This window comes from Acidiferrobacter sp. (assembly GCF_054609335.1).
The window spans coordinates 2,907-20,278 of sequence record NZ_JBTRWP010000028.1 but is presented as its reverse complement, the minus strand read 5'-3'; the positions used below and the strand labels follow the sequence as shown (position 1 = coordinate 20,278).

The 17,372-nt window shown below is 65.5% G+C and carries 21 protein-coding genes; 16 read left to right on the top strand and 5 right to left on the bottom strand.

Translation table 11 applies throughout. The features are described from left to right. Positions 1-154 precede the first annotated feature (154 nt). From groL to ACYCTF_RS08930, 4 genes are all read right to left on the bottom strand, one after another. A complete protein-coding gene (gene groL, locus ACYCTF_RS08945) occupies positions 155-1,810 on the bottom strand; it encodes a chaperonin GroEL (RefSeq protein WP_461283849.1) in 1,656 nt (551 codons plus the stop codon). A gap of 26 nt (positions 1,811-1,836) precedes the next feature. Then, positions 1,837-2,130, bottom strand: a complete 294-nt coding sequence (gene groES, locus ACYCTF_RS08940) for a co-chaperone GroES (protein WP_461283850.1) — start codon at positions 2,128-2,130, stop codon at positions 1,837-1,839. Positions 2,131-2,282: 152 nt separating this feature from the next. Then, positions 2,283-2,693, bottom strand: coding sequence for an FxsA family protein (locus tag ACYCTF_RS08935; protein ID WP_461283851.1), 411 nt, complete (start codon positions 2,691-2,693; stop codon positions 2,283-2,285). Then, positions 2,690-3,469 (bottom strand): alpha/beta hydrolase, encoded by a 780-nt coding sequence (locus tag ACYCTF_RS08930; RefSeq protein ID WP_461283852.1) that lies wholly within the window; start codon positions 3,467-3,469, stop codon positions 2,690-2,692. Before ACYCTF_RS08930 ends, ACYCTF_RS08935 begins: the two co-directional genes overlap by 4 nt. Before the next feature lie 150 nt (positions 3,470-3,619). Between ACYCTF_RS08930 and cutA the strand changes: the two genes are divergently transcribed. From cutA to ACYCTF_RS08855, 15 genes are all read left to right on the top strand, one after another. Beyond that, positions 3,620-4,003 (top strand): divalent-cation tolerance protein CutA, encoded by a 384-nt coding sequence (cutA, locus tag ACYCTF_RS08925; RefSeq protein WP_461283853.1) that lies wholly within the window; start codon positions 3,620-3,622, stop codon positions 4,001-4,003. Continuing rightward, the gene (gene dsbD, locus ACYCTF_RS08920; protein WP_461283854.1) at positions 3,981-5,834 is read left to right on the top strand and encodes a protein-disulfide reductase DsbD; all 1,854 of its coding nucleotides are present in this window, start codon (positions 3,981-3,983) and stop codon (positions 5,832-5,834) included. The genes cutA and dsbD overlap by 23 nt, the downstream gene beginning before the upstream one ends. After that, entirely contained in the window at positions 5,831-6,370 is a 540-nt protein-coding gene (locus ACYCTF_RS08915; RefSeq protein ID WP_461283855.1) for a TlpA disulfide reductase family protein, read from the top strand. Before dsbD ends, ACYCTF_RS08915 begins: the two co-directional genes overlap by 4 nt. A 93-nt stretch (positions 6,371-6,463) precedes the next feature. Next, positions 6,464-6,904: a type II 3-dehydroquinate dehydratase gene (aroQ, locus tag ACYCTF_RS08910; protein ID WP_461284792.1), complete on the top strand. Its 441-nt coding sequence runs from the start codon at positions 6,464-6,466 to the stop codon at positions 6,902-6,904. An 11-nt stretch (positions 6,905-6,915) separates the two neighbouring features. After that, complete coding sequence (accB, locus tag ACYCTF_RS08905) at positions 6,916-7,371, top strand: acetyl-CoA carboxylase biotin carboxyl carrier protein (protein ID WP_461283857.1); 456 nt, start codon at positions 6,916-6,918, stop codon at positions 7,369-7,371. Positions 7,372-7,376: 5 nt separating this feature from the next. Next, positions 7,377-8,717, top strand: a complete 1,341-nt coding sequence (accC, locus tag ACYCTF_RS08900; protein WP_461283858.1) for an acetyl-CoA carboxylase biotin carboxylase subunit — start codon at positions 7,377-7,379, stop codon at positions 8,715-8,717. 16 nt (positions 8,718-8,733) lie between these two features. Further along, on the top strand, positions 8,734-9,600 hold the full coding sequence (locus ACYCTF_RS08895; RefSeq protein ID WP_461283875.1) for a 50S ribosomal protein L11 methyltransferase: 867 nt from the start codon (positions 8,734-8,736) through the stop codon (positions 9,598-9,600). Continuing rightward, a complete protein-coding gene (locus ACYCTF_RS08890) occupies positions 9,597-10,229 on the top strand; it encodes a zinc-ribbon and DUF3426 domain-containing protein (RefSeq protein WP_461283859.1) in 633 nt (210 codons plus the stop codon). The genes ACYCTF_RS08895 and ACYCTF_RS08890 overlap by 4 nt, the downstream gene beginning before the upstream one ends. A gap of 55 nt (positions 10,230-10,284) precedes the next feature. After that, positions 10,285-11,265 (top strand): tRNA dihydrouridine synthase DusB, encoded by a 981-nt coding sequence (dusB, locus tag ACYCTF_RS08885; protein ID WP_461284791.1) that lies wholly within the window; start codon positions 10,285-10,287, stop codon positions 11,263-11,265. Further along, complete coding sequence (locus ACYCTF_RS08880; RefSeq protein WP_461283861.1) at positions 11,262-11,567, top strand: helix-turn-helix domain-containing protein; 306 nt, start codon at positions 11,262-11,264, stop codon at positions 11,565-11,567. The genes dusB and ACYCTF_RS08880 overlap by 4 nt, the downstream gene beginning before the upstream one ends. After that, the gene (purH, locus tag ACYCTF_RS08875) at positions 11,564-13,114 is read left to right on the top strand and encodes a bifunctional phosphoribosylaminoimidazolecarboxamide formyltransferase/IMP cyclohydrolase (RefSeq protein ID WP_461283862.1); all 1,551 of its coding nucleotides are present in this window, start codon (positions 11,564-11,566) and stop codon (positions 13,112-13,114) included. Before ACYCTF_RS08880 ends, purH begins: the two co-directional genes overlap by 4 nt. Continuing rightward, complete coding sequence (purD, locus tag ACYCTF_RS08870; protein ID WP_461283863.1) at positions 13,114-14,388, top strand: phosphoribosylamine--glycine ligase; 1,275 nt, start codon at positions 13,114-13,116, stop codon at positions 14,386-14,388. The genes purH and purD overlap by 1 nt, the downstream gene beginning before the upstream one ends. Next, positions 14,385-14,948 (top strand): L-threonylcarbamoyladenylate synthase, encoded by a 564-nt coding sequence (locus ACYCTF_RS08865; protein WP_461283864.1) that lies wholly within the window; start codon positions 14,385-14,387, stop codon positions 14,946-14,948. The genes purD and ACYCTF_RS08865 overlap by 4 nt, the downstream gene beginning before the upstream one ends. Next, entirely contained in the window at positions 14,945-15,856 is a 912-nt protein-coding gene (gene hemF, locus ACYCTF_RS08860) for an oxygen-dependent coproporphyrinogen oxidase (protein WP_461284790.1), read from the top strand. Before ACYCTF_RS08865 ends, hemF begins: the two co-directional genes overlap by 4 nt. Positions 15,857-15,904: 48 nt before the next feature. Further along, on the top strand, positions 15,905-16,465 hold the full coding sequence (locus ACYCTF_RS08855; protein ID WP_461283866.1) for a thioredoxin fold domain-containing protein: 561 nt from the start codon (positions 15,905-15,907) through the stop codon (positions 16,463-16,465). On the opposite strand, the gene ACYCTF_RS08850 is transcribed toward ACYCTF_RS08855, so the two are convergent. Next, complete coding sequence (locus tag ACYCTF_RS08850) at positions 16,434-16,628, bottom strand: hypothetical protein (protein WP_461283867.1); 195 nt, start codon at positions 16,626-16,628, stop codon at positions 16,434-16,436. The genes ACYCTF_RS08855 and ACYCTF_RS08850 overlap by 32 nt on opposite strands. 1 nt (position 16,629) lies before the next feature. On the opposite strand from ACYCTF_RS08850, the gene ACYCTF_RS08845 reads away from it, so the two are divergent. Beyond that, the gene (locus ACYCTF_RS08845) at positions 16,630-17,193 is read left to right on the top strand and encodes a hypothetical protein (protein WP_461283868.1); all 564 of its coding nucleotides are present in this window, start codon (positions 16,630-16,632) and stop codon (positions 17,191-17,193) included. The last annotated feature ends 179 nt before the right edge of the window (positions 17,194-17,372 follow it).

Below are 17,372 nucleotides of genomic sequence, written 5' to 3'. Positions count from 1 at the left end.
CGGAAAGGTCAGCCCCGCTCGTCGCGCCGTCATGAGCACAGGCGCAAGCATAGCAGAAGATGCCATTGCGCTTCGTCCGCCGCCTGGGCTTGCGGACGTAAAAAAGGGCAGGGGCCTTGCGGCCCCTGCCCCACCACTCTGAAGAGCGGTCGGCTTACATCATGCCGTCCATGCCGCCCATTCCACCCATGCCGCCCATGCCGCCGCCGCCACCGCCCGCAGCCGCCTTCTCGTCCTGCGGGAGCTCGGCAATCATGGCCTCGGTGGTGATCATGAGGCCGGCGACCGAGGCTGCATTCTGCAGCGCGGTACGCGTGACCTTGGTGGGGTCGAGGATGCCCATGCTCAGCATATCCCCGTACTCGCCGGTAGCCGCATTGAAGCCGTAGCTCCCCTTGCCCTCGGCCACCTTGTTCATGACCACCGAGCCTTCGAGGCCGGCGTTCATGACGATCATGCGCAAGGGCTCTTCCATCGCGCGGCGGGCGATCTGGATGCCCACCTCCTGATCGTGGTTGTCGCCCTTGACCTTCATGTCTTGCAGGGCCCGGATCAGGGCCACACCGCCGCCCGGCACCACGCCTTCCTCGACGGCCGCGCGGGTCGCGTGCAAGGCGTCTTCGACGCGCGCCTTCTTCTCTTTCATCTCCACCTCGGTGGCCGCCCCGACCTTGATCAAGGCGACGCCACCGGCGAGCTTGGCAACCCGCTCCTGCATCTTCTCCTTATCGTAGTCGGAAGTGGCCTCCTCGATCTGGGCGCGGATCTGCTTGACGCGCGCCTCGATGTCCTTGGAGTTGCCGGCGCCATCGATGATGGTGGTGTTTTCCTTGCTGACCTGGATGCGCTTGGCCTGGCCCAACATGTCGATCGTGGCCGCTTCCAGGGTCATGCCGAGTTCGTCCGACACGAGCTGGCCGCCCGTCAGGATCGCGATATCCTGCAACATCGCCTTGCGACGATCGCCGAAGCCCGGGGCCTTGACCGCGCACACCTTCAGGATGCCGCGGATGTTGTTCACGACCAGGGTTGCGAGCGCCTCGCCCTCGACATCCTCGGAAATGATCAGCAACGGCCGGCCGGCCTTGGCGACACCTTCCAGGATCGGCAGGAGTTCGCGGATGTTGGAGATCTTCTTGTCGTAGATCAGGATGTAGGGGTTCTCAATGTCGGCCGTCATCGTGTCCTGCTTGTTCACGAAGTAAGGCGACAGATAGCCGCGATCGAACTGCATACCCTCGACGATCTCCAGGGCGTTCTCGAGGCCCGACCCCTCCTCGACGGAGATCACGCCCTCCTTGCCAACCTTCTCCATAGCCTCGGCGATGATCTTGCCGATCGAGCCGTCGGAGTTCGCGGAGATGGTGCCCACCTGGGCGATCTCCTTATGGTCAGAGCACGGACGCGAGATCTTCTTCAAGGCCTCGACCGCCGCCACCACGGCCTTGTCGATACCGCGCTTCAGATCCATCGGGTTCATGCCGGCCGCCACCGACTTCAAGCCCTCGCGCAAAATGGCCTGCGCCAGCACGGTTGCGGTGGTAGTACCGTCGCCCGCGATATCAGAGGTCTGCGAGGCTACCTCCTTCACCATCTGCGCGCCCATGTTCTCGTACTTGTCTTTGAGCTCGACCTCTTTCGCGACCGAGACGCCGTCCTTCGTAATCGTGGGGGCGCCGAACGACTTGTCGAGCACGACATTGCGGCCCTTGGGCCCCAAGGTGACCTTCACCGCGTCGGCCAGAATGTTGACGCCACGCAGCATACGGATGCGTGCGCTATCACCGAATAAGACTTCTTTAGCTGCCATGATTCTTCCCTCTCTTTAAGCGTTCGTTATTTGCCGTCAATGATCGCGACTACGTCTTCTTCGCGCATGACGAGAAGCTCTTCGGCGCCGACCTTGACCTCGGTCCCTGCATACTTGCCGAAAAGGATCTTGTCACCGACCTTGACGTCGAGAGGACGGACCTCGCCGTTCTCGAGGATCTTGCCCTTACCTACGGCCACGATCTCGCCCTGGATCGGCTTCTCCTTGGCCGTATCGGGAATCACGATGCCGCCGGCGGACTTCCGCTCTTCTTCCAGGCGGCGCACGATCACACGGTCGTGCAGGGGGCGAATATTCATACTAAGTTCTCCTGTTTGTGAGTGAGGCTGCGCTTTCATAGGAATCTCCTTACTCTTAAGAAACCGCGATAACTGGGAACAGCCGTGTTTGCTAGCACTCTGTCCGAATGAGTGCCAATCATAAACAAGGCTGATGCCTTGTCAAGTCCGACCTAATCGCGGTACGAGCGAAACCGGCCCTCGAGAGGCTCGCGATCCGGGTCGCGGACGGTAGGTGGTGGCGGATTGGGCGGACGCCGCAGCGCGCGGCGCGCAGGCCCGATCAAGAGCACGAGCGCCAGAAAGTCCGAAAGGAATCCCGGGAACAACAACAGCAGGCCGGCAAACCCCAGGGCCGCGCCCCCCAAGACGGCATCGTCCGGGAGGCGTCCCTGCGAAAGGGCCGCGCGCACATGGCCAAAAGTGCGCACAGGCGAGAGACGTAAAAGCGCAAGTCCGGCGATCGGGCCCGCCGCGAGCAGGGCGAGCGTCCACCACGGTCCGATCGCACGCCATACGAGCACGATCACCACGACCTCGATCAGCGGCAGAAAAACTACAAAGCGCAGCAGCCGTCTGATCATGCGCTGGCCTCCGCCGCCCGATCTGCGCGTGGCCACAAGGCATCCACCTCTTCGAGAATCCGCGGGATGGCTGCGGTCAAGCGGTGGTCGCCCCCAGGAATCATAATCAGACGTTTGGCGGGCGCGCGCACATGACGCAGAAAGGCTTCGCTCACGGAGGGCCTAACGACATCATCCTGCTCGCCGTGGATTATGGTCAGCGGGCAGGGGAGGGTAATAGGCGACGACAAGACGTCATGCGCATCGGCGTCCTCGATCAGTCGATGGCCGAGCCGATACACGGTGCCGGCGGGCGCATAGAGGTCCGGTAGCGCCAGATAGCCGTCGGCCCGCCATTGGCGACGCAGATCCTCCGAGAAGCTCGCATAGTACCGCTGCAGGAAATTGAAGGCCGGGGCGAGCAAGACAAGCCCCGCGACCGGGACGCGGCGCGCGCGGGCCATGGCGACCGCAAGCCATGCGCCGAGGCTCGAGCCCACCAGAACGAGCGGACGCGGCGCGGTGCGCTCGGCCACGGCCAAGGCATCTTCCAGCCATCCCGAGACGGTCTGCTCTTCGAGCACCCCGCTCGATGCGCCGTGCGCGGCCAGATCGAAACGCACCCACGAATAGGCGCGCTCGCGGGCATGAGCGACCAGGGCCTGGGCCTTTTCGCCATCACAGTGGGAACGAAAGCCATGCAAGAACAGTCCAACCGGGCCGTAGCCTAGGTCGAGAGCCCGGCCACGGATGACAACGCCGGGCCGGGTAGTGAGGGAAAACGAGGTCTCATGCACTAGGCTATTCCGGATGACGGTAAGAAGCTATGGTATAAGAATCCGAGCCGCCCGCGCGACCTGCCGGGCCCCAAGGGCCCCCGACCCCTCGTGCGCCGGTATCGCGAGACGCTGGGGCCGACTTGAACCACGGTGCGTGAATAGGTTCAGATGCGCGAATCGGCGGGGAGTTCCGCGCGCCGCGCCGATCGAGGCGCACCACGAGGCGAGACCGTGCCCAGAGAGGCCCTGATCGTTTTTTGTACCTGTCCCGAGGCCTCCGCGACTGCGATCGCAGAGGCCCTCGTGAATGAAAGACTGGCGGCTTGCGTCAACCAACTCGCGGCCGTCCAGTCTATATACCGTTGGCGGGAACGTGTGGAGACCGCCACGGAAACGCTTTTGATCATGAAAACGACGACAGACCTTTATGATGAATTGGAACGGCGCCTGCGCGCCCTGCACCCCTACGAAGTCCCCGAGATCCTGGCGGTCCCCGTCGCTCGCGGCTATCCGCCCTACCTGCGATGGCTTGAAGGCGCTCTGCGCGCTTAGCGTTGCGGTCGTGGCCTTGCTGGTCGCGACCCCCGGCAAGGCGATGGCCCAGGGAGGGCCGCTTGCCGCCTTCAAGGCCTTCTTCAGCCACCGGCAGAAGCCGTTCCTGGAGCGCAGCCAGGCCTACCGCCTGACCCTGACGGCACCCACCAAAGACGCCCTCGAGGCCCGCTTTCGCATTGCCCATGGCTATTACCTCTACCGCGACAAGATCCACTTCACGCTGCTGTCGCCACGGCACGGCGTAACCCTGGGACCCGTGGCCATGCCACCTGGTACGGTGGAAAAAAACCGCGTCCTCGGCACCATCATCATCTACAAAAAGTCCTTTACCCTCCCCTTGCCACTCACGGGGGCCCATACCGGCCAGTCGCTCACAGTGAGCGCGCACTATCAGGGATGTGCAACCGCCGGCATCTGTTATCCGCCGGTCACGCATATTTTGCAGGTCCGGCTCCCGACCCAATCCGCGACCTTGAGCGGCGCGGCCTCGTCAGCCGCCGCACCCCCGGCGGTGGAGAACGCATCCTCCATGCCTGCCCCGCATGCGACCGGCCCGAACGTCAGGACTTGGCTCTTCGCGATCGTGAGCGCCTTCGGGATCGGTCTCCTGCTCACCTTTACCCCCTGCGTCCTGCCCATGATCCCCATCCTGTCCGGCATGCTGGTCGGTCGCGGACAAGAGCGGCTGACAAAGAGGCAGGGCGCCTTGCTCTCGGCGACCTACGTGCTCGGCACTGCCACCACCTATGCGGGCGCGGGCGCCTTGGCGGGGGCCACGGGCGAACAGCTCCAGGCCTACTTTGAAAACGCCTGGGGCATCGGCTTACTGAGCGCCTTGTTCGTGCTCATGGCGCTGTCCTTGTTCGATATCTACACCCTGCAGGTGCCAAGCTTCATCCAAAGTCGTGTAGTCGCGCGCACCGGTGGCGGCAACGGCCGGTCGTTGGCGGGCGCCTACGTCCTCGGCCTGCTGTCGGCCTTGGTGGTCGGCGCCTGCGTGTCGCCGCTGCTCGTATCGGCGCTCGCCGTGGCCATATCGAGCCATAGCGCGCCCTTGGGCGCCGCGATCATGTTCAGCATGGCGCTTGGCATGGGCATCGTGCTGATCGCGTTGGGCGTCGGGGCGGGCTACCTGCTGCCGAAGGCCGGGCCCTGGATGCACACCGTGAAGTACGCCTTCGGGGTGCTGCTGCTGGGGGTCGCCATCTATCTCCTCGGGCTCCTGCCGCATGTGCCAGTGCTGCTCTTATGGGGCGCGCTCTTCATCGGGGTTGGGGTCTATCTCGGCGGGGGGCGCTTGGCGCCGGGGGCGAGCGGGCTTCAGAAATTGCGCGCGGGTCTCGGCGTCGTACTGCTGGTGTGGGGCGCCTTGTCGCTCGTGGGCGGCCTGCAAGGCAACAGGGATCCGCTACAGCCGCTCACCTTCCGAAGTGCGGGCGTCACCAAGACCGGGGGGCATACGCTCACCTTCCACAAAGTGGAGTCGCTCGCTGCGCTCGAGCACGAATTGTCGCGGGCCGCGAGCCTGAATGAACCCGCGCTAGTCGACTTTTCGGCCAGCTGGTGCGTAGACTGCACACGGCTACGACGCGAGACCTTCCCCGACAGGCGGGTCCAAAGTGCCCTGCGCGGGTTTATGTTGATCGAGGCGGACGTGACCCACAATACGAAGGCGACCCGCGCCCTGAAGCGCAAGTTCGGCATTCTCGGGCCACCCGCGGTCTTGTTTTTCTCGGCACGAGGGCGACCTTTGCGACAAAAAGACTTTTATGGTTACAAGGGGCCGCGGGCGCTTGCCGCTCTCGCGCGCGCGGTGAAGGCGATATGAGAGGCCGCATTCATGCCATCTGGGCGGTAGGGTTGATCGCGGCGCTCGCCGTAGGCTTCGGATTGGGACGTTACACCGGAGCTAAGCCGCATCCGCATCCGCAGGCCCGGCACGCGGTACGCGTGCACTTCAGCCTACCGAACCTCGCCGGCAAAACGCGATCGCTCGACCACTGGCCGGGCAAGGTCTATCTCGTGAACTTCTGGGCCCCGTGGTGCCCGCCGTGCCGGGCCGAGATCCCACTGCTCATACGCACAGCCAAGGCCGACCGGGCGCAGGGCCTGGTGGTCGTGGGCATCGCCCTGGACCGCAAACAGAAGGTCGCGCGCTACGTCCGCGCCCACCACATCTCTTACCCGATCCTGTTGGGCGGCGAGCAAGGGCTGGAGATGCTGGCCCAGTACGGGGATATGCAGGGGGCGATCCCCTTTAGCCTGCTCGTGACCGCGCACGGACGCATCTTGACCGGCCAATTGGGGGCTTTCACTCGCGGGACGCTTAGGGCGGCGGTTGCGACCGCTTTCAAGAGACAGTGATTTGCCGGGAACTGCGTCGAAAAGCAGGTAACTGGACAAAAACGGACGACACGGGCACAATGCGCGCACCGGGGACGTCCCGGCGGAAAACTCATGGCTGAGCTGCTCGTACTTAACGGCCCTAATCTCAATCTTCTCGGTACGCGCGAGCCGCACCATTATGGTGCCGAAACCCTTGCCGTGATCGAGGAGCGTCTGGCGGCCCTGGCCACCGACATGGGGTATGGCATCGCGTTCATGCAAAGCAACGCCGAGCATGAGCTGATCACGCGCGTCCACGAGGCCGCGTCCGACGGCACCCGCGTCATCGTCTTCAATCCCGCGGCGTTCACCCACACGAGCGTGGCGCTGCGCGATGCCCTGGAGGCGGTTGCTCTACCGTTCGTCGAAGTCCACCTTTCGAACATCTACGCCCGCGAGCCGTTTCGTCACCGCTCCTATTTCTCGGACATCGCGCTCGGCACGATCAGCGGGCTTGGCGCCCTGGGCTACGAACTCGCCCTGATGGCTGCCATTTCCCATGTGCAATCTTAGGTAAATATCCCGTGGATATCCGCAAAGTCAAAAAGCTGATCGAAATGCTCGAGGCGTCCCACCTGGGCGAGATCGAGATAAAAGAGGGCGAGGAGTCGATCCGCATCAGCCGCGGCTCGTCAGCCGCGCCGATCCCGACCATGACCATGACTGCGCCCGCCCCCGCGCCAGCCGTTCCCCTATCAGCCGTTGCCGCGACCCCCGAGCCTACCGGCGGGCGGTCCATACCGAGCGGCCATCCCATCACCTCACCCATGGTCGGCACCTTTTATCGGGCGCCCTCGCCGGACGCCCAGCCCTTCGTGGAGGTCGGCACCTCCGTGAACATCGGTGATCCGCTCTGCATCATCGAGGCGATGAAAATGCTCAACGAAATCGAGGCGGATCGCGCCGGCGTGGTCAAGGCCATCTTCAAGGAAAACGGCCAACCCGTCGAGTACGGCGAAACGCTCTTCGTTATCGAATAGCAGCCATGATCGACAAGGTGGTCATCGCCAACCGCGGGGAAATCGCCCTGCGCGTACAAAGGGCCTGCCGGACGCTCGGCATCAAGACAGTGGCGCTCCATTCCGAGGCCGATCGCGACGCCAAGTATGTGCGATTGGCGGATGAGTCCGTATGCATCGGGCCCGCGGCGGCCGCCAAGAGTTATCTCAACATACCGGCGGTCATAAGCGCCGCCGAGGTGACCGACGCGGTCGCCATCCACCCCGGTTACGGCTTTCTGTCCGAGAACGCCGACTTCGCCGAACGCGTCGAACAAAGCGGGTTTATTTTCATCGGTCCGCGCCCCGAGACCATCCGGCTCATGGGGGACAAGATCTCGGCGATCCGCGCCATGAAGGAGGCCGGCGTCCCCTGCGTGCCCGGCTCCGACGGGCCGCTCGACAACGATGAGACCCGCACGCTCGCCATCGCGCGGGATATCGGCTACCCGGTGTTGATCAAGGCGACGGGGGGCGGGGGCGGAAAGGGGATGCGCGTAGTCCATTCCGAAGGGGCGCTGTTGAGCTCGGTTGCGCTCACCCGTGCGGAGGCCAAGGCGGCGTTCAATAATGACGTCGTCTATATGGAGAAGTACCTGGAAAAACCCAGGCACGTTGAGTTTCAGGTCCTGGCCGACGAACACGGACACGCCATCCACCTCGGAGAGCGCGACTGCTCGCTCCAGCGGCGCCACCAGAAGGTGATCGAAGAATGCCCGGCACCCGGGGTCTCGAGTGAAATGCGCGAGCGGATGGGGGCGGTCTGCGTTGAGGCCTGTCGGCGCATCGGCTATCGCGGCGCGGGGACCTTCGAGTTTCTCTACGAGAACGGCCGGTTCTATTTCATAGAGATGAACACACGCATCCAGGTCGAACATCCCGTCACCGAGTTTGTGACCGGGATCGACCTCGTGCAGCAGCAGATCCTGATCGCCTCGGGAGAGCCCCTGCGCTACCGACAGGAGGACATCGTGATGCGCGGGCACGCCATGGAGTGCCGCATCAACGCCGAGGATCCGACGAACTTCATGCCCTCGCCTGGACGCATCACCCAGTACCATCAACCGGGCGGACCGGGCATCCGCGTCGATTCGCACGTCTATAACAACTATGTGGTGCCCCCGTACTACGACTCCATGATCGGCAAGGTCGTGGCCTACGGAGACAACCGCGGGGTGGCCATGGCGCGGCTGCGCATCGCCTTGAGCGAGATGGTGGTGGATGGCATCAAAACGAACATCCCGCTCCATCATCTCCTCTTGAACGATGCGCTCTTCCAGGCCGGTCCAGTCGACATCCATTACCTCGAAGAACGCCTGAAGGCGTAAGGACCGCGCTTTGAGCGTGAGACTTTCGTGCAGCGCCCCCGGGTCCCGCGTGGAGCTACTGGCAGAACTCCTCGACGCCGCCGGGGCCTATGCGATTGCCTTCGAAGAGGCACCTGGAGGGCCCGCCTTTTACGATGAGGGCTTGGCCGCCGAACCGCGCTACTGGCCGACCACGCGCATCGCCGCGTTCTTTGCAAGCGAGGCGGCGGCGCGCTTTGCGTGCGAGATCGTGGCCGACGAGGTCCGTGACCTTGCGCGCGACTCGGTGGCCGACGAGGGATGGGGGGCGCTTACCTCGCGCGACTGGCAGGCGTTTCCTGTGGCCGAGGGGCTCTGGATCTATCCGAAGGCCGAGGACGCGCCGGCCGGGCGTCTCGCCATCCATCTGGACCCGGGGCTCGCCTTCGGCACCGGCACCCACCCGACCACGCGACTTTGTCTCCAATGGCTCGCCCAGACCCTGCGCGAGGGCCGCGAGGCTCGCGCCCATGTTCTCGATTTCGGATGCGGATCGGGGATACTGGCCATCGCGGCGCTGCGCTTAGGTGCCGACACGGCGCTCGGCGTAGACATCGATCCGCTCGCGCTTTCGGCCACCGAAGACAACGCGCGTCGCAACGCGGTGGGCGACCGACTGCGCATCGCGCCGACACTCACACCCGATGATGGCCCCTACGACCTCGTGGTGGCCAACGTCCTGGCCCGGCCCTTGATGGCGCAGGCCGCGGCCCTCACACGCGCCACGGCGATCGGCGGCCGCCTAGCGCTCTCAGGGATCCTACCCGATCAAGCCGCGACCGTCGCTTCCGCGTTCCCCGAATTCCACCTCGCGGCCGCCGAAGACGAGGGCTGGATCCTCTTGCACGGCAGGCGCGGCGCATGATCCTGACCCAGTGCCCCTCGTGCCGCACGCTCTTCCGGGTCGAGGGCGAGGCCCTGGAGGTCTGTGGCGGGGCGGTGCGCTGCGGGGAATGCGGGGCGGTTTTTCAGGCCGACGTCTATCGGCTCGACGAGGCGGCGGGCGAGACCGCAAGTAGCCCGAGGCGCAGGCGCTGGCCATTCGCCGTGGCCGCCGGACTTCTCGCGGCGGGTCTCGCCGTCCAGGCCTTGTACGCGGCGCGCCAGCCGCTCACGCGCATGGCCATGACCCGGCCCGTGATTCACATTGTCTGTCGGGCGCTGGCGTGTGGGCTCGCGCACCCGGCGGCGCCCGGTCGCTTTCGACTTCTGGCCCCCGAGGTGCGTCTCATCGGCGCAAGCCACGTCTTGCGTATTCGCGCGCGCCTCGAAAACACCGCCGACTTCCCCCAAACCGTGCCGCATCTGGCGGTGACCCTGCTCGACGCAAGTGGTGCACGGATCGCCCGCGCCGGCTTCCCCGCAAGCACCTTCCTGCGCCATCCGAGGTCCACCCTGGGACCTGGGGGGCAGGCGAGAGTACGGCTCACCCTGCGCATCCCGGCGCAAGCGGCGGGCTACAAGCTCACACTCTTTTCGACCGGAAAACGATAGGTCTCCCCGCGCGACCCTTTTCTCGGTATCATGTCCGGCTTCCCGGACGCGACGCATGCAGATCGGACCCTACACGCTCAAGAATACGCTCTTCGTGGCGCCCATGGCGGGTGTCACGGATCGGCCTTTCCGCATCCTCTGCCGGACGCTGGGGGCTGGCATGGCGGTCTCCGAAATGGTGACCTCGCAGTCGCTGCTCTACGGCTCGGAAAAGACGCGTCGGCGTGCCGACCATGAGGGGGAGCCGGAGCCCAAGTGCATCCAGATCGCGGGCGCGGACCCCGCGATGTTGGCCGATGCCGCGCGCTACAATGCCGACCACGGCGCGCAGATCATCGACATCAACATGGGTTGTCCGGCCAAGAAGGTCTGCAATGTCATGGCGGGCTCGGCGCTCCTGCGCGACCCGACGCTTGTGGCGCGACTCCTCACGGCGGTGGTCTCGGCCGTGGACGTGCCCGTGACCCTGAAGATCCGAACCGGCTGGGATCGGGACCATCGCAACGGGGTCGAGATCGCGCAGCTCGCCGAATCCTGCGGGGTGGCGCTGCTCGCAGTCCACGGGCGCACGCGATCGTGCTTCTTCGAGGGCGAGGCCGAGTATGAAACCATCGCCGCCATCAAGTCTGCGGTCCGCATTCCGGTGATCGCCAACGGCGACATCGATACCCCCGAAAAGGCGCGGGCGGTGCTCGCCGCCACCGGCGCCGACGGCCTCATGATCGGACGCGCAGCCCAAGGGCGGCCCTGGATCTTCCGCGAAATCGACCATTACCTGAAGACCGGCCAAAAACTCGCGCCGCCCAGCCGCGCGGAGCTGTACACCGTCCTGATGGGACATTTGGAGACGCTCTACGCATTCTACGGCGAACACACGGGGGTGCGCGTGGCGCGCAAGCATATCGGTTGGTATAGCAAAGGGCTCGCAGGCGGCGGCGCCTTCCGGCACGCCGTGAACCAGGCGGGCACGGTCGAGGAACAACGCCGTCTCCTGGAAGAGTTTTTCGGGCAAGGGCTCGCGGGAATCGCGGCATGAGCGACGACAAACCGGCAAGGGCGGGCCGAGGACCTCTCGCAGGCTGTGTGCGGCTGGCCGTGGAACGCTATTTCGCGGACCTGAACGGCCAGTGCCCCGGGACGTCCCTGTATGAAACGGTCATAGGCGAGGTCGAGGCCCCCCTCATAGAAACGGTCATGCGCCATGTCGGCCATAACCAGTGCCAGGCGGCCAAGATCCTCGGCATCAATCGCAACACGTTACGCAAGAAGCTCCAAAACTACGGGCTCGTCGACCGTCCGGACACCTCATCTCCCACTCAAGGCAGCGATTTACTATGAAGAGAGCGCTCATCAGCGTGTCGGATAAAACCGGCATCATCGATCTCGCGCGCGCGCTCACACAGGCGGGCGTGGAGATCCTCTCGACAGGCGGCACGGCCAAGCTTTTGGCGCAATCGGACATACCGGTCACCGAGGTCGCGGCCTACACCGAATTCCCGGAGATGCTCGACGGACGACTGAAGACCCTGCATCCGCGCGTGCATGGCGGCCTGCTCGGGCGACCGGACCGGGATTCCGACCGCACGGCGATGCGTGAAGCCGGCATCGTCGGTATCGACCTGCTGGTCGTCAATCTCTACCCCTTCGAACGCACGAGCCGCGATCCGCGCGCGCGGTTCGCCGATGTCGTGGAACAGATCGATATCGGCGGGCCCGCCATGCTGCGCTCGGCGGCCAAAAATCACGAGCACGTGCTCGTGGTGGTCGACAGCGGCGATTACGGCATCGTGATCCAGGCCCTGAAAGACCCAGCTGCGATCACGCACGAGACCCGCCGACGATTGGCCGCCAAGGTGTTCGCACACACGTCACGCTACGACGGCCTGATTGCGCGTTACCTGGGCGGAGAACCTGGCCTCGCCGAGGATCTACCCGAGACCTTGAACCTCACCTTCATCAAGCGCCTCTCGATGCGTTACGGGGAGAACCCCCATCAACGCGCAGCCTTCTACGAGGCGCCCGACGCAAGTCCCGCATCCATCGCTCAGGCCACCAAGATCCAAGGCAAGGACCTGTCGTTCAACAACATGACCGACGCCGATGCCGCCTTGGAGTGCGTGCGCGCCTTCGCAGAACCGGCCTGCGTGATCATAAAGCACGCCAACCCCTGCGGGGCCGCCCTCGGCGAGACCCTGTCCGCGGCCTACGAGCGCGCCTATGCCACCGACCCCACCTCGGCCTTCGGCGGCATCATCGCCTTCAATCGCCCCCTGGACGGAGCCACCGCCCTGCTCATCGTCGGACGCCAGTTCGTCGAAGTCATCGTCGCCCCGGAGGTAACACCGGAAGCAGCGCGGGCGCTTAGTACCAAGCCCGGCATCCGGGTATTGGTCGTGAACATGACCGAACCCATGCACACCGGGCTCGATTATCGGCGCGTGAGCGGCGGCTTGCTGGTCCAGGACCGCGATGTGCCCGAGACCGAAGTCAGGCTCGAACCCGTAAGCCGCAGGCGACCGAGCGCCGACGAGACGCGCGATCTCGTCTTCGCGTGGCGTATCGCCCAGTTCGTGAAATCGAACGCCATCGTCTTTGCCCGAGACGGGCGCACAATCGGCATAGGGGCCGGGCAAATGAGCCGGGTCGACAGCGCGCGCGTGGCGGTCTGGAAGGCGGAGGAGGCGGGCCTTGCCGTCAAAGGTTCGGTGCTCGCGTCCGACGCGTTCTTCCCATTCCGTGACGGCCTCGACAGTGCCGCCGCCGCGGGGGTGACCGCCGTCATCCAGCCGGGTGGCTCGGTGCGCGACGCCGAGGTCATCGCCTCCGCCTGCGAACACGACATCGCCATGGTCTTTACCGGCCGGCGCCACTTTCGGCACGCCTAATGAGGATACTGATCGTAGGGTCGGGGGGACGCGAACACGCCTTGGCCTGGAAGGCGGCGCAATCGCCGCTCGCCTCCGAGGTCTTGGTCGCGCCCGGCAATGCCGGCACCGCGCGCGAGCCCGGGGTCCGTAACATCCCCGTCGAAGCAACCGATATCGACGGGCTGATCGCAGTCGCGCAAGACTTGCGCGTCGACCTCACGATCGTAGGCCCCGAGGCCCCGCTCGTGGCCGGCATCGTCGACCGCTTCGCAAAGCTCGGTTTGGCGTGTCTTGGCCCCACGGCCGCCGCCGCCCGGCTCGAGGGCTCGAAAAGCTTCGCGAAGGAGTTTCTCGCGCGCCACCGCATCCCCACCGCGCGCCATGAAACCTTTACCGATATCGCCGCCGCGGCCCGCTATCTGCGGGATCATCCGGGCGCACATGTGGTGAAAGCCGATGGCCTAGCCTCCGGCAAGGGCGTCGTAGTGGCGGAAGAGGAACATACGGCCCTGGAGGCGGCGACCTCTATGCTGAACGGGGAGTTCGGGGACGCGGGCCGGCGCATCGTCATCGAAGAACGTCTGATCGGTGTGGAAGCAAGCTTCATCGTGCTGGCCGACGGCCTCAACTATGTGGCCTTCCCGACATCGGAAGACCATAAACGGCGCGACGACGGCGACCGCGGACCCAATACCGGCGGCATGGGCGCCTTCTCACCGGCCTCGGCGGTCGATGCGCCCCTGGAGGCCGTGATCCGCGCACGCATCATCGAGCCGACATTGCGCGGACTGAAGGACGATGGCCACCACTATCGCGGCTTCCTGTACGCGGGCCTCATGCTGACCGGAGACGGCCCCAAGGTGCTGGAATTCAATTGCCGTTTCGGGGACCCGGAGACCCAGCCCATCATGATGCGACTGCGGTCCGACCTCGTGGCGCTGACACACGCGGCGGCAACGGGACAACTCGGTAAAGCAGCCCTCGAGATCGACCCGCGCCCGGCGCTTTGTGTCGTGCTGGCGGCGCCCGGCTATCCCGCAGCACCGCGCACCGGCGATCCCATCGGGGGCCTCGATACCACCGACTCCGAGTGCCAGGTGTTCCACGCCGGGACGCAGGACAAGGACGGGCAGGTCGTCTCGAGCGGCGGCCGCGTGCTTGGCATTACGAGTCTCGGGGCCACACTGGAGGAAGCGCGCGGACATGTCTATCGGCGCCTGCAAGGCATCACACTCGACGGCGCGCTCTATCGCCGCGACATAGGCCGCAGGCCCTATGGGGCACGCCCATGAGCGCGAGTGGGCCGGGGATCCTGCGACGCGACCCGGCGGCCGTGGCGCGCATCGTGCGCGCAGGTGGCGTCGTGGGCTATGCGGTCGAGGCCTGTTTCGGGCTGGGTTGCGACCCCCACAACATGGGCGCAGTGCGGCGCCTATTGCGCCTCAAGCGACGGCCGGCGGCCAAGGGCCTGATCGTGCTCGCCTACGACCCCAAGGCCTTGCGCCCCTATGCACGGGATCTGCCGCCCCAGGCGCGCGCGACCTGGCCCGGGCCACACACTTGGCTCGTGGAGGCGAACCCCATGCTGTCGACCGCGGTACGCGGTCATCATAGCGAAGTGGCGGTGCGCGTCACCGCGCACCGGCAGGCCGCGCAGCTTGCGCGCCTCTGCGGCGGGGCGCTGATCTCGACGAGCGCCAACCGCGCACGCGAGCGGCCGGCCCGCAGCCATCGTGAACTCTGCCGACGCATGGGCCGGGGACTGGACGCGGTGCTCGCCGGTCGCATAGGCCACCTGGCGCGGCCGACCCCCATACGCGATGCCCGCAGCGGGCGCTTGGTGCGCCGATGAATACACCGCGCGTCGAGGTCGGGAATTATTTGAAGGATCTGCAGGACCGCATCTGTCTAACCCTGGCCGCGGTCGACGGGACCGCCGGCGGCTTTCGCGAAGACCTCTGGCAACGCCCCCAGGGCGGCGGTGGGCGTACGCGCGTCCTGACCGGCGGCCAGGTCTTCGAGCAAGCGGGGGTGAATTTCTCGCACGTCTTCGGCGAGGGCCTGCCACCCTCGGCGAGCAAGGGGCGTCCAGCGCTCGCGGGCGCGGCCTTCGAGGCCGTGGGGCTCTCGCTTGTCATCCATCCGCGCAATCCCTATGCGCCCACCACCCACTGCAATCTGCGCTACTTCGAGGCCCGCACCGACCCTGTCACATGGTGGTTCGGCGGCGGCTTCGACCTGACGCCCTATTACGGCTTCATGGAAGATGCGCGCCATTGGCACACCACGGCCCGCGCGGCGTGCACGGGCTACGAGGCCGGCGCCTATGAGCGCTACAAGGCCTGGTGCGACGAATATTTCTTCCTGAAACATCGCAACGAGCCACGCGGCATCGGCGGGCTCTTCTTCGATGACATTCAAAGCGGTGATTTCGCGCACGATTTCGCCTTCGTAAAGAGTGTGGGCGATCATTTCCTGCCCGCCTACGTCCCCATCGTTGAACGTCGCCGGGATCAACCCTACGGCGAGCGTGAGCGGGATTTCCAGCTCTATCGCCGCGGGCGCTATGTGGAGTTCAACTTAGTCTACGACCGCGGCACTTTGTTCGGGCTCCAGTCCGGCGGGCGCACGGAATCGATCCTGATGTCCTTGCCACCCGAGGTGCGTTTTCGTTACGACTGGCGCCCGGCGCCCGGCTCACCCGAGGCCGAACTCTACGACATCTACCTGAAGCCCCGGGACTGGTTGACCGGGACCTAGGGGCAGGCGATCAGGGGAGGCCCTATTATAGGCAGGATGCTCAGAGCGGTGATCGCGGCCCTCGTGTTCTTGGTGGGGGCCCAAGTCGCGCATGCGAACCTCTCCAAAGGGCCGCTCTGGACCTTCCTGCGGCACACCGAGTCCATCCACCAAGGCGTGGGCCCGGCACGGTTCTATGTCTTCTTCGATCCCAACTGCCCCTATTGCCATAAGCTCTACGAGACACTGCAGCCCCTGATCCTGAGCGCGGGGCTTGCCGTGCGTTGGGTACCCGTCGGGATACTGGCGCTTTCGAGTTACGGGAAGGCCGCGGCCCTGCTGGAGGCCACGGACCCGGCGCTGGCACTGGCGCGCATGGAGCAGGGTTTTCGTAACGGGCGCGGGGCACTGCGTCCGGCGCGCGCGACTCCGCGCGTGGCTCGCGCACTCCTCTATAACGTCCGCCTGTTTGAAGCCTCCGGCGCCCAGGGTGTCCCCTTCCTGGTCTTTCGGACGCCGGCAGGCGACATACGCACCATAGAAGGCGATCCGCCCGACGCGGCGCTCGCGCGCATTGTGGCGGACATCACCGGTCCCTCTAGATCGAAACCACAAACGGCAGGGCCATGAAGGCAAGTCCGCCGAGGATGAGCCATACTTCCCCTGAGACAAGCATGGGGAAGATGATGAGGCCCACACCCGCGAGTAGGGCCATCGCGTGCTGCTGCTTGCGCCCGTACACGAAATAGGCGGAACCTATGGTGCCGAAGATGAGTCCGAGAATCAGATCCATAATGCGCCTCCTCCTTCGCCGGGCCTCCTCCTGGCGCGGGGCCGTGGGGCTGCTGGGCTTTCTGCCAAACCTCTGGTCATCGACGCCACCCCTGCTCCTGCTCGAGCATATGCACCAGGGCCAGCAGCTCACTTGGGCGGTCCCCGCCCATTCGGGCCAGTATCCGGCGCCGGTGGCGGGCCTCACCGTCTCCTCCTGGACCGTGGTTCCCGGCAGTCCCGTGAGCGGCCCGCAGCCGCCCGACCGCGTGGTCCGATTTTACGTGGCAGGCCGCGTGGAACCCAAGCTCCTCTGCCTCGTGGATGTGCGCTACTTCCCGCAGGGCAACGCCTGGGTCCCATATTATCGCATGGACGAGCGCATGTACTTCACCCGCCGCGGTCACCAGTGGGTGCCGCTCACCCTCCTAAACGGGGTTCCGGCGCTCGTCACCGCGACCCCGCTGGGCTTCGCCAACGCCGCCGGCTATTACCAGGGCTTTAGCTTCTCGCGGACCACAGGGCCCATCACGCTCGCCGGCTGGAGTGTTATCCGCGACGACGCAAGCCCCTTGCCCGCCCCCTAGGGTCGCGCCGCGACAAGACAATAGATCGGCGATCTTCCTGCGCTCGGCGCGGACAGGACCATTGTCGCGGGTCGGGGGCGGACATATGCTGTCGCAAGAGACAAGGAGGGAACCATGGATGCGGCCGACGAGGCATCCCCGGCGAAGGGGGGCGGCGCTGCGGCACTCGATATTCGCGG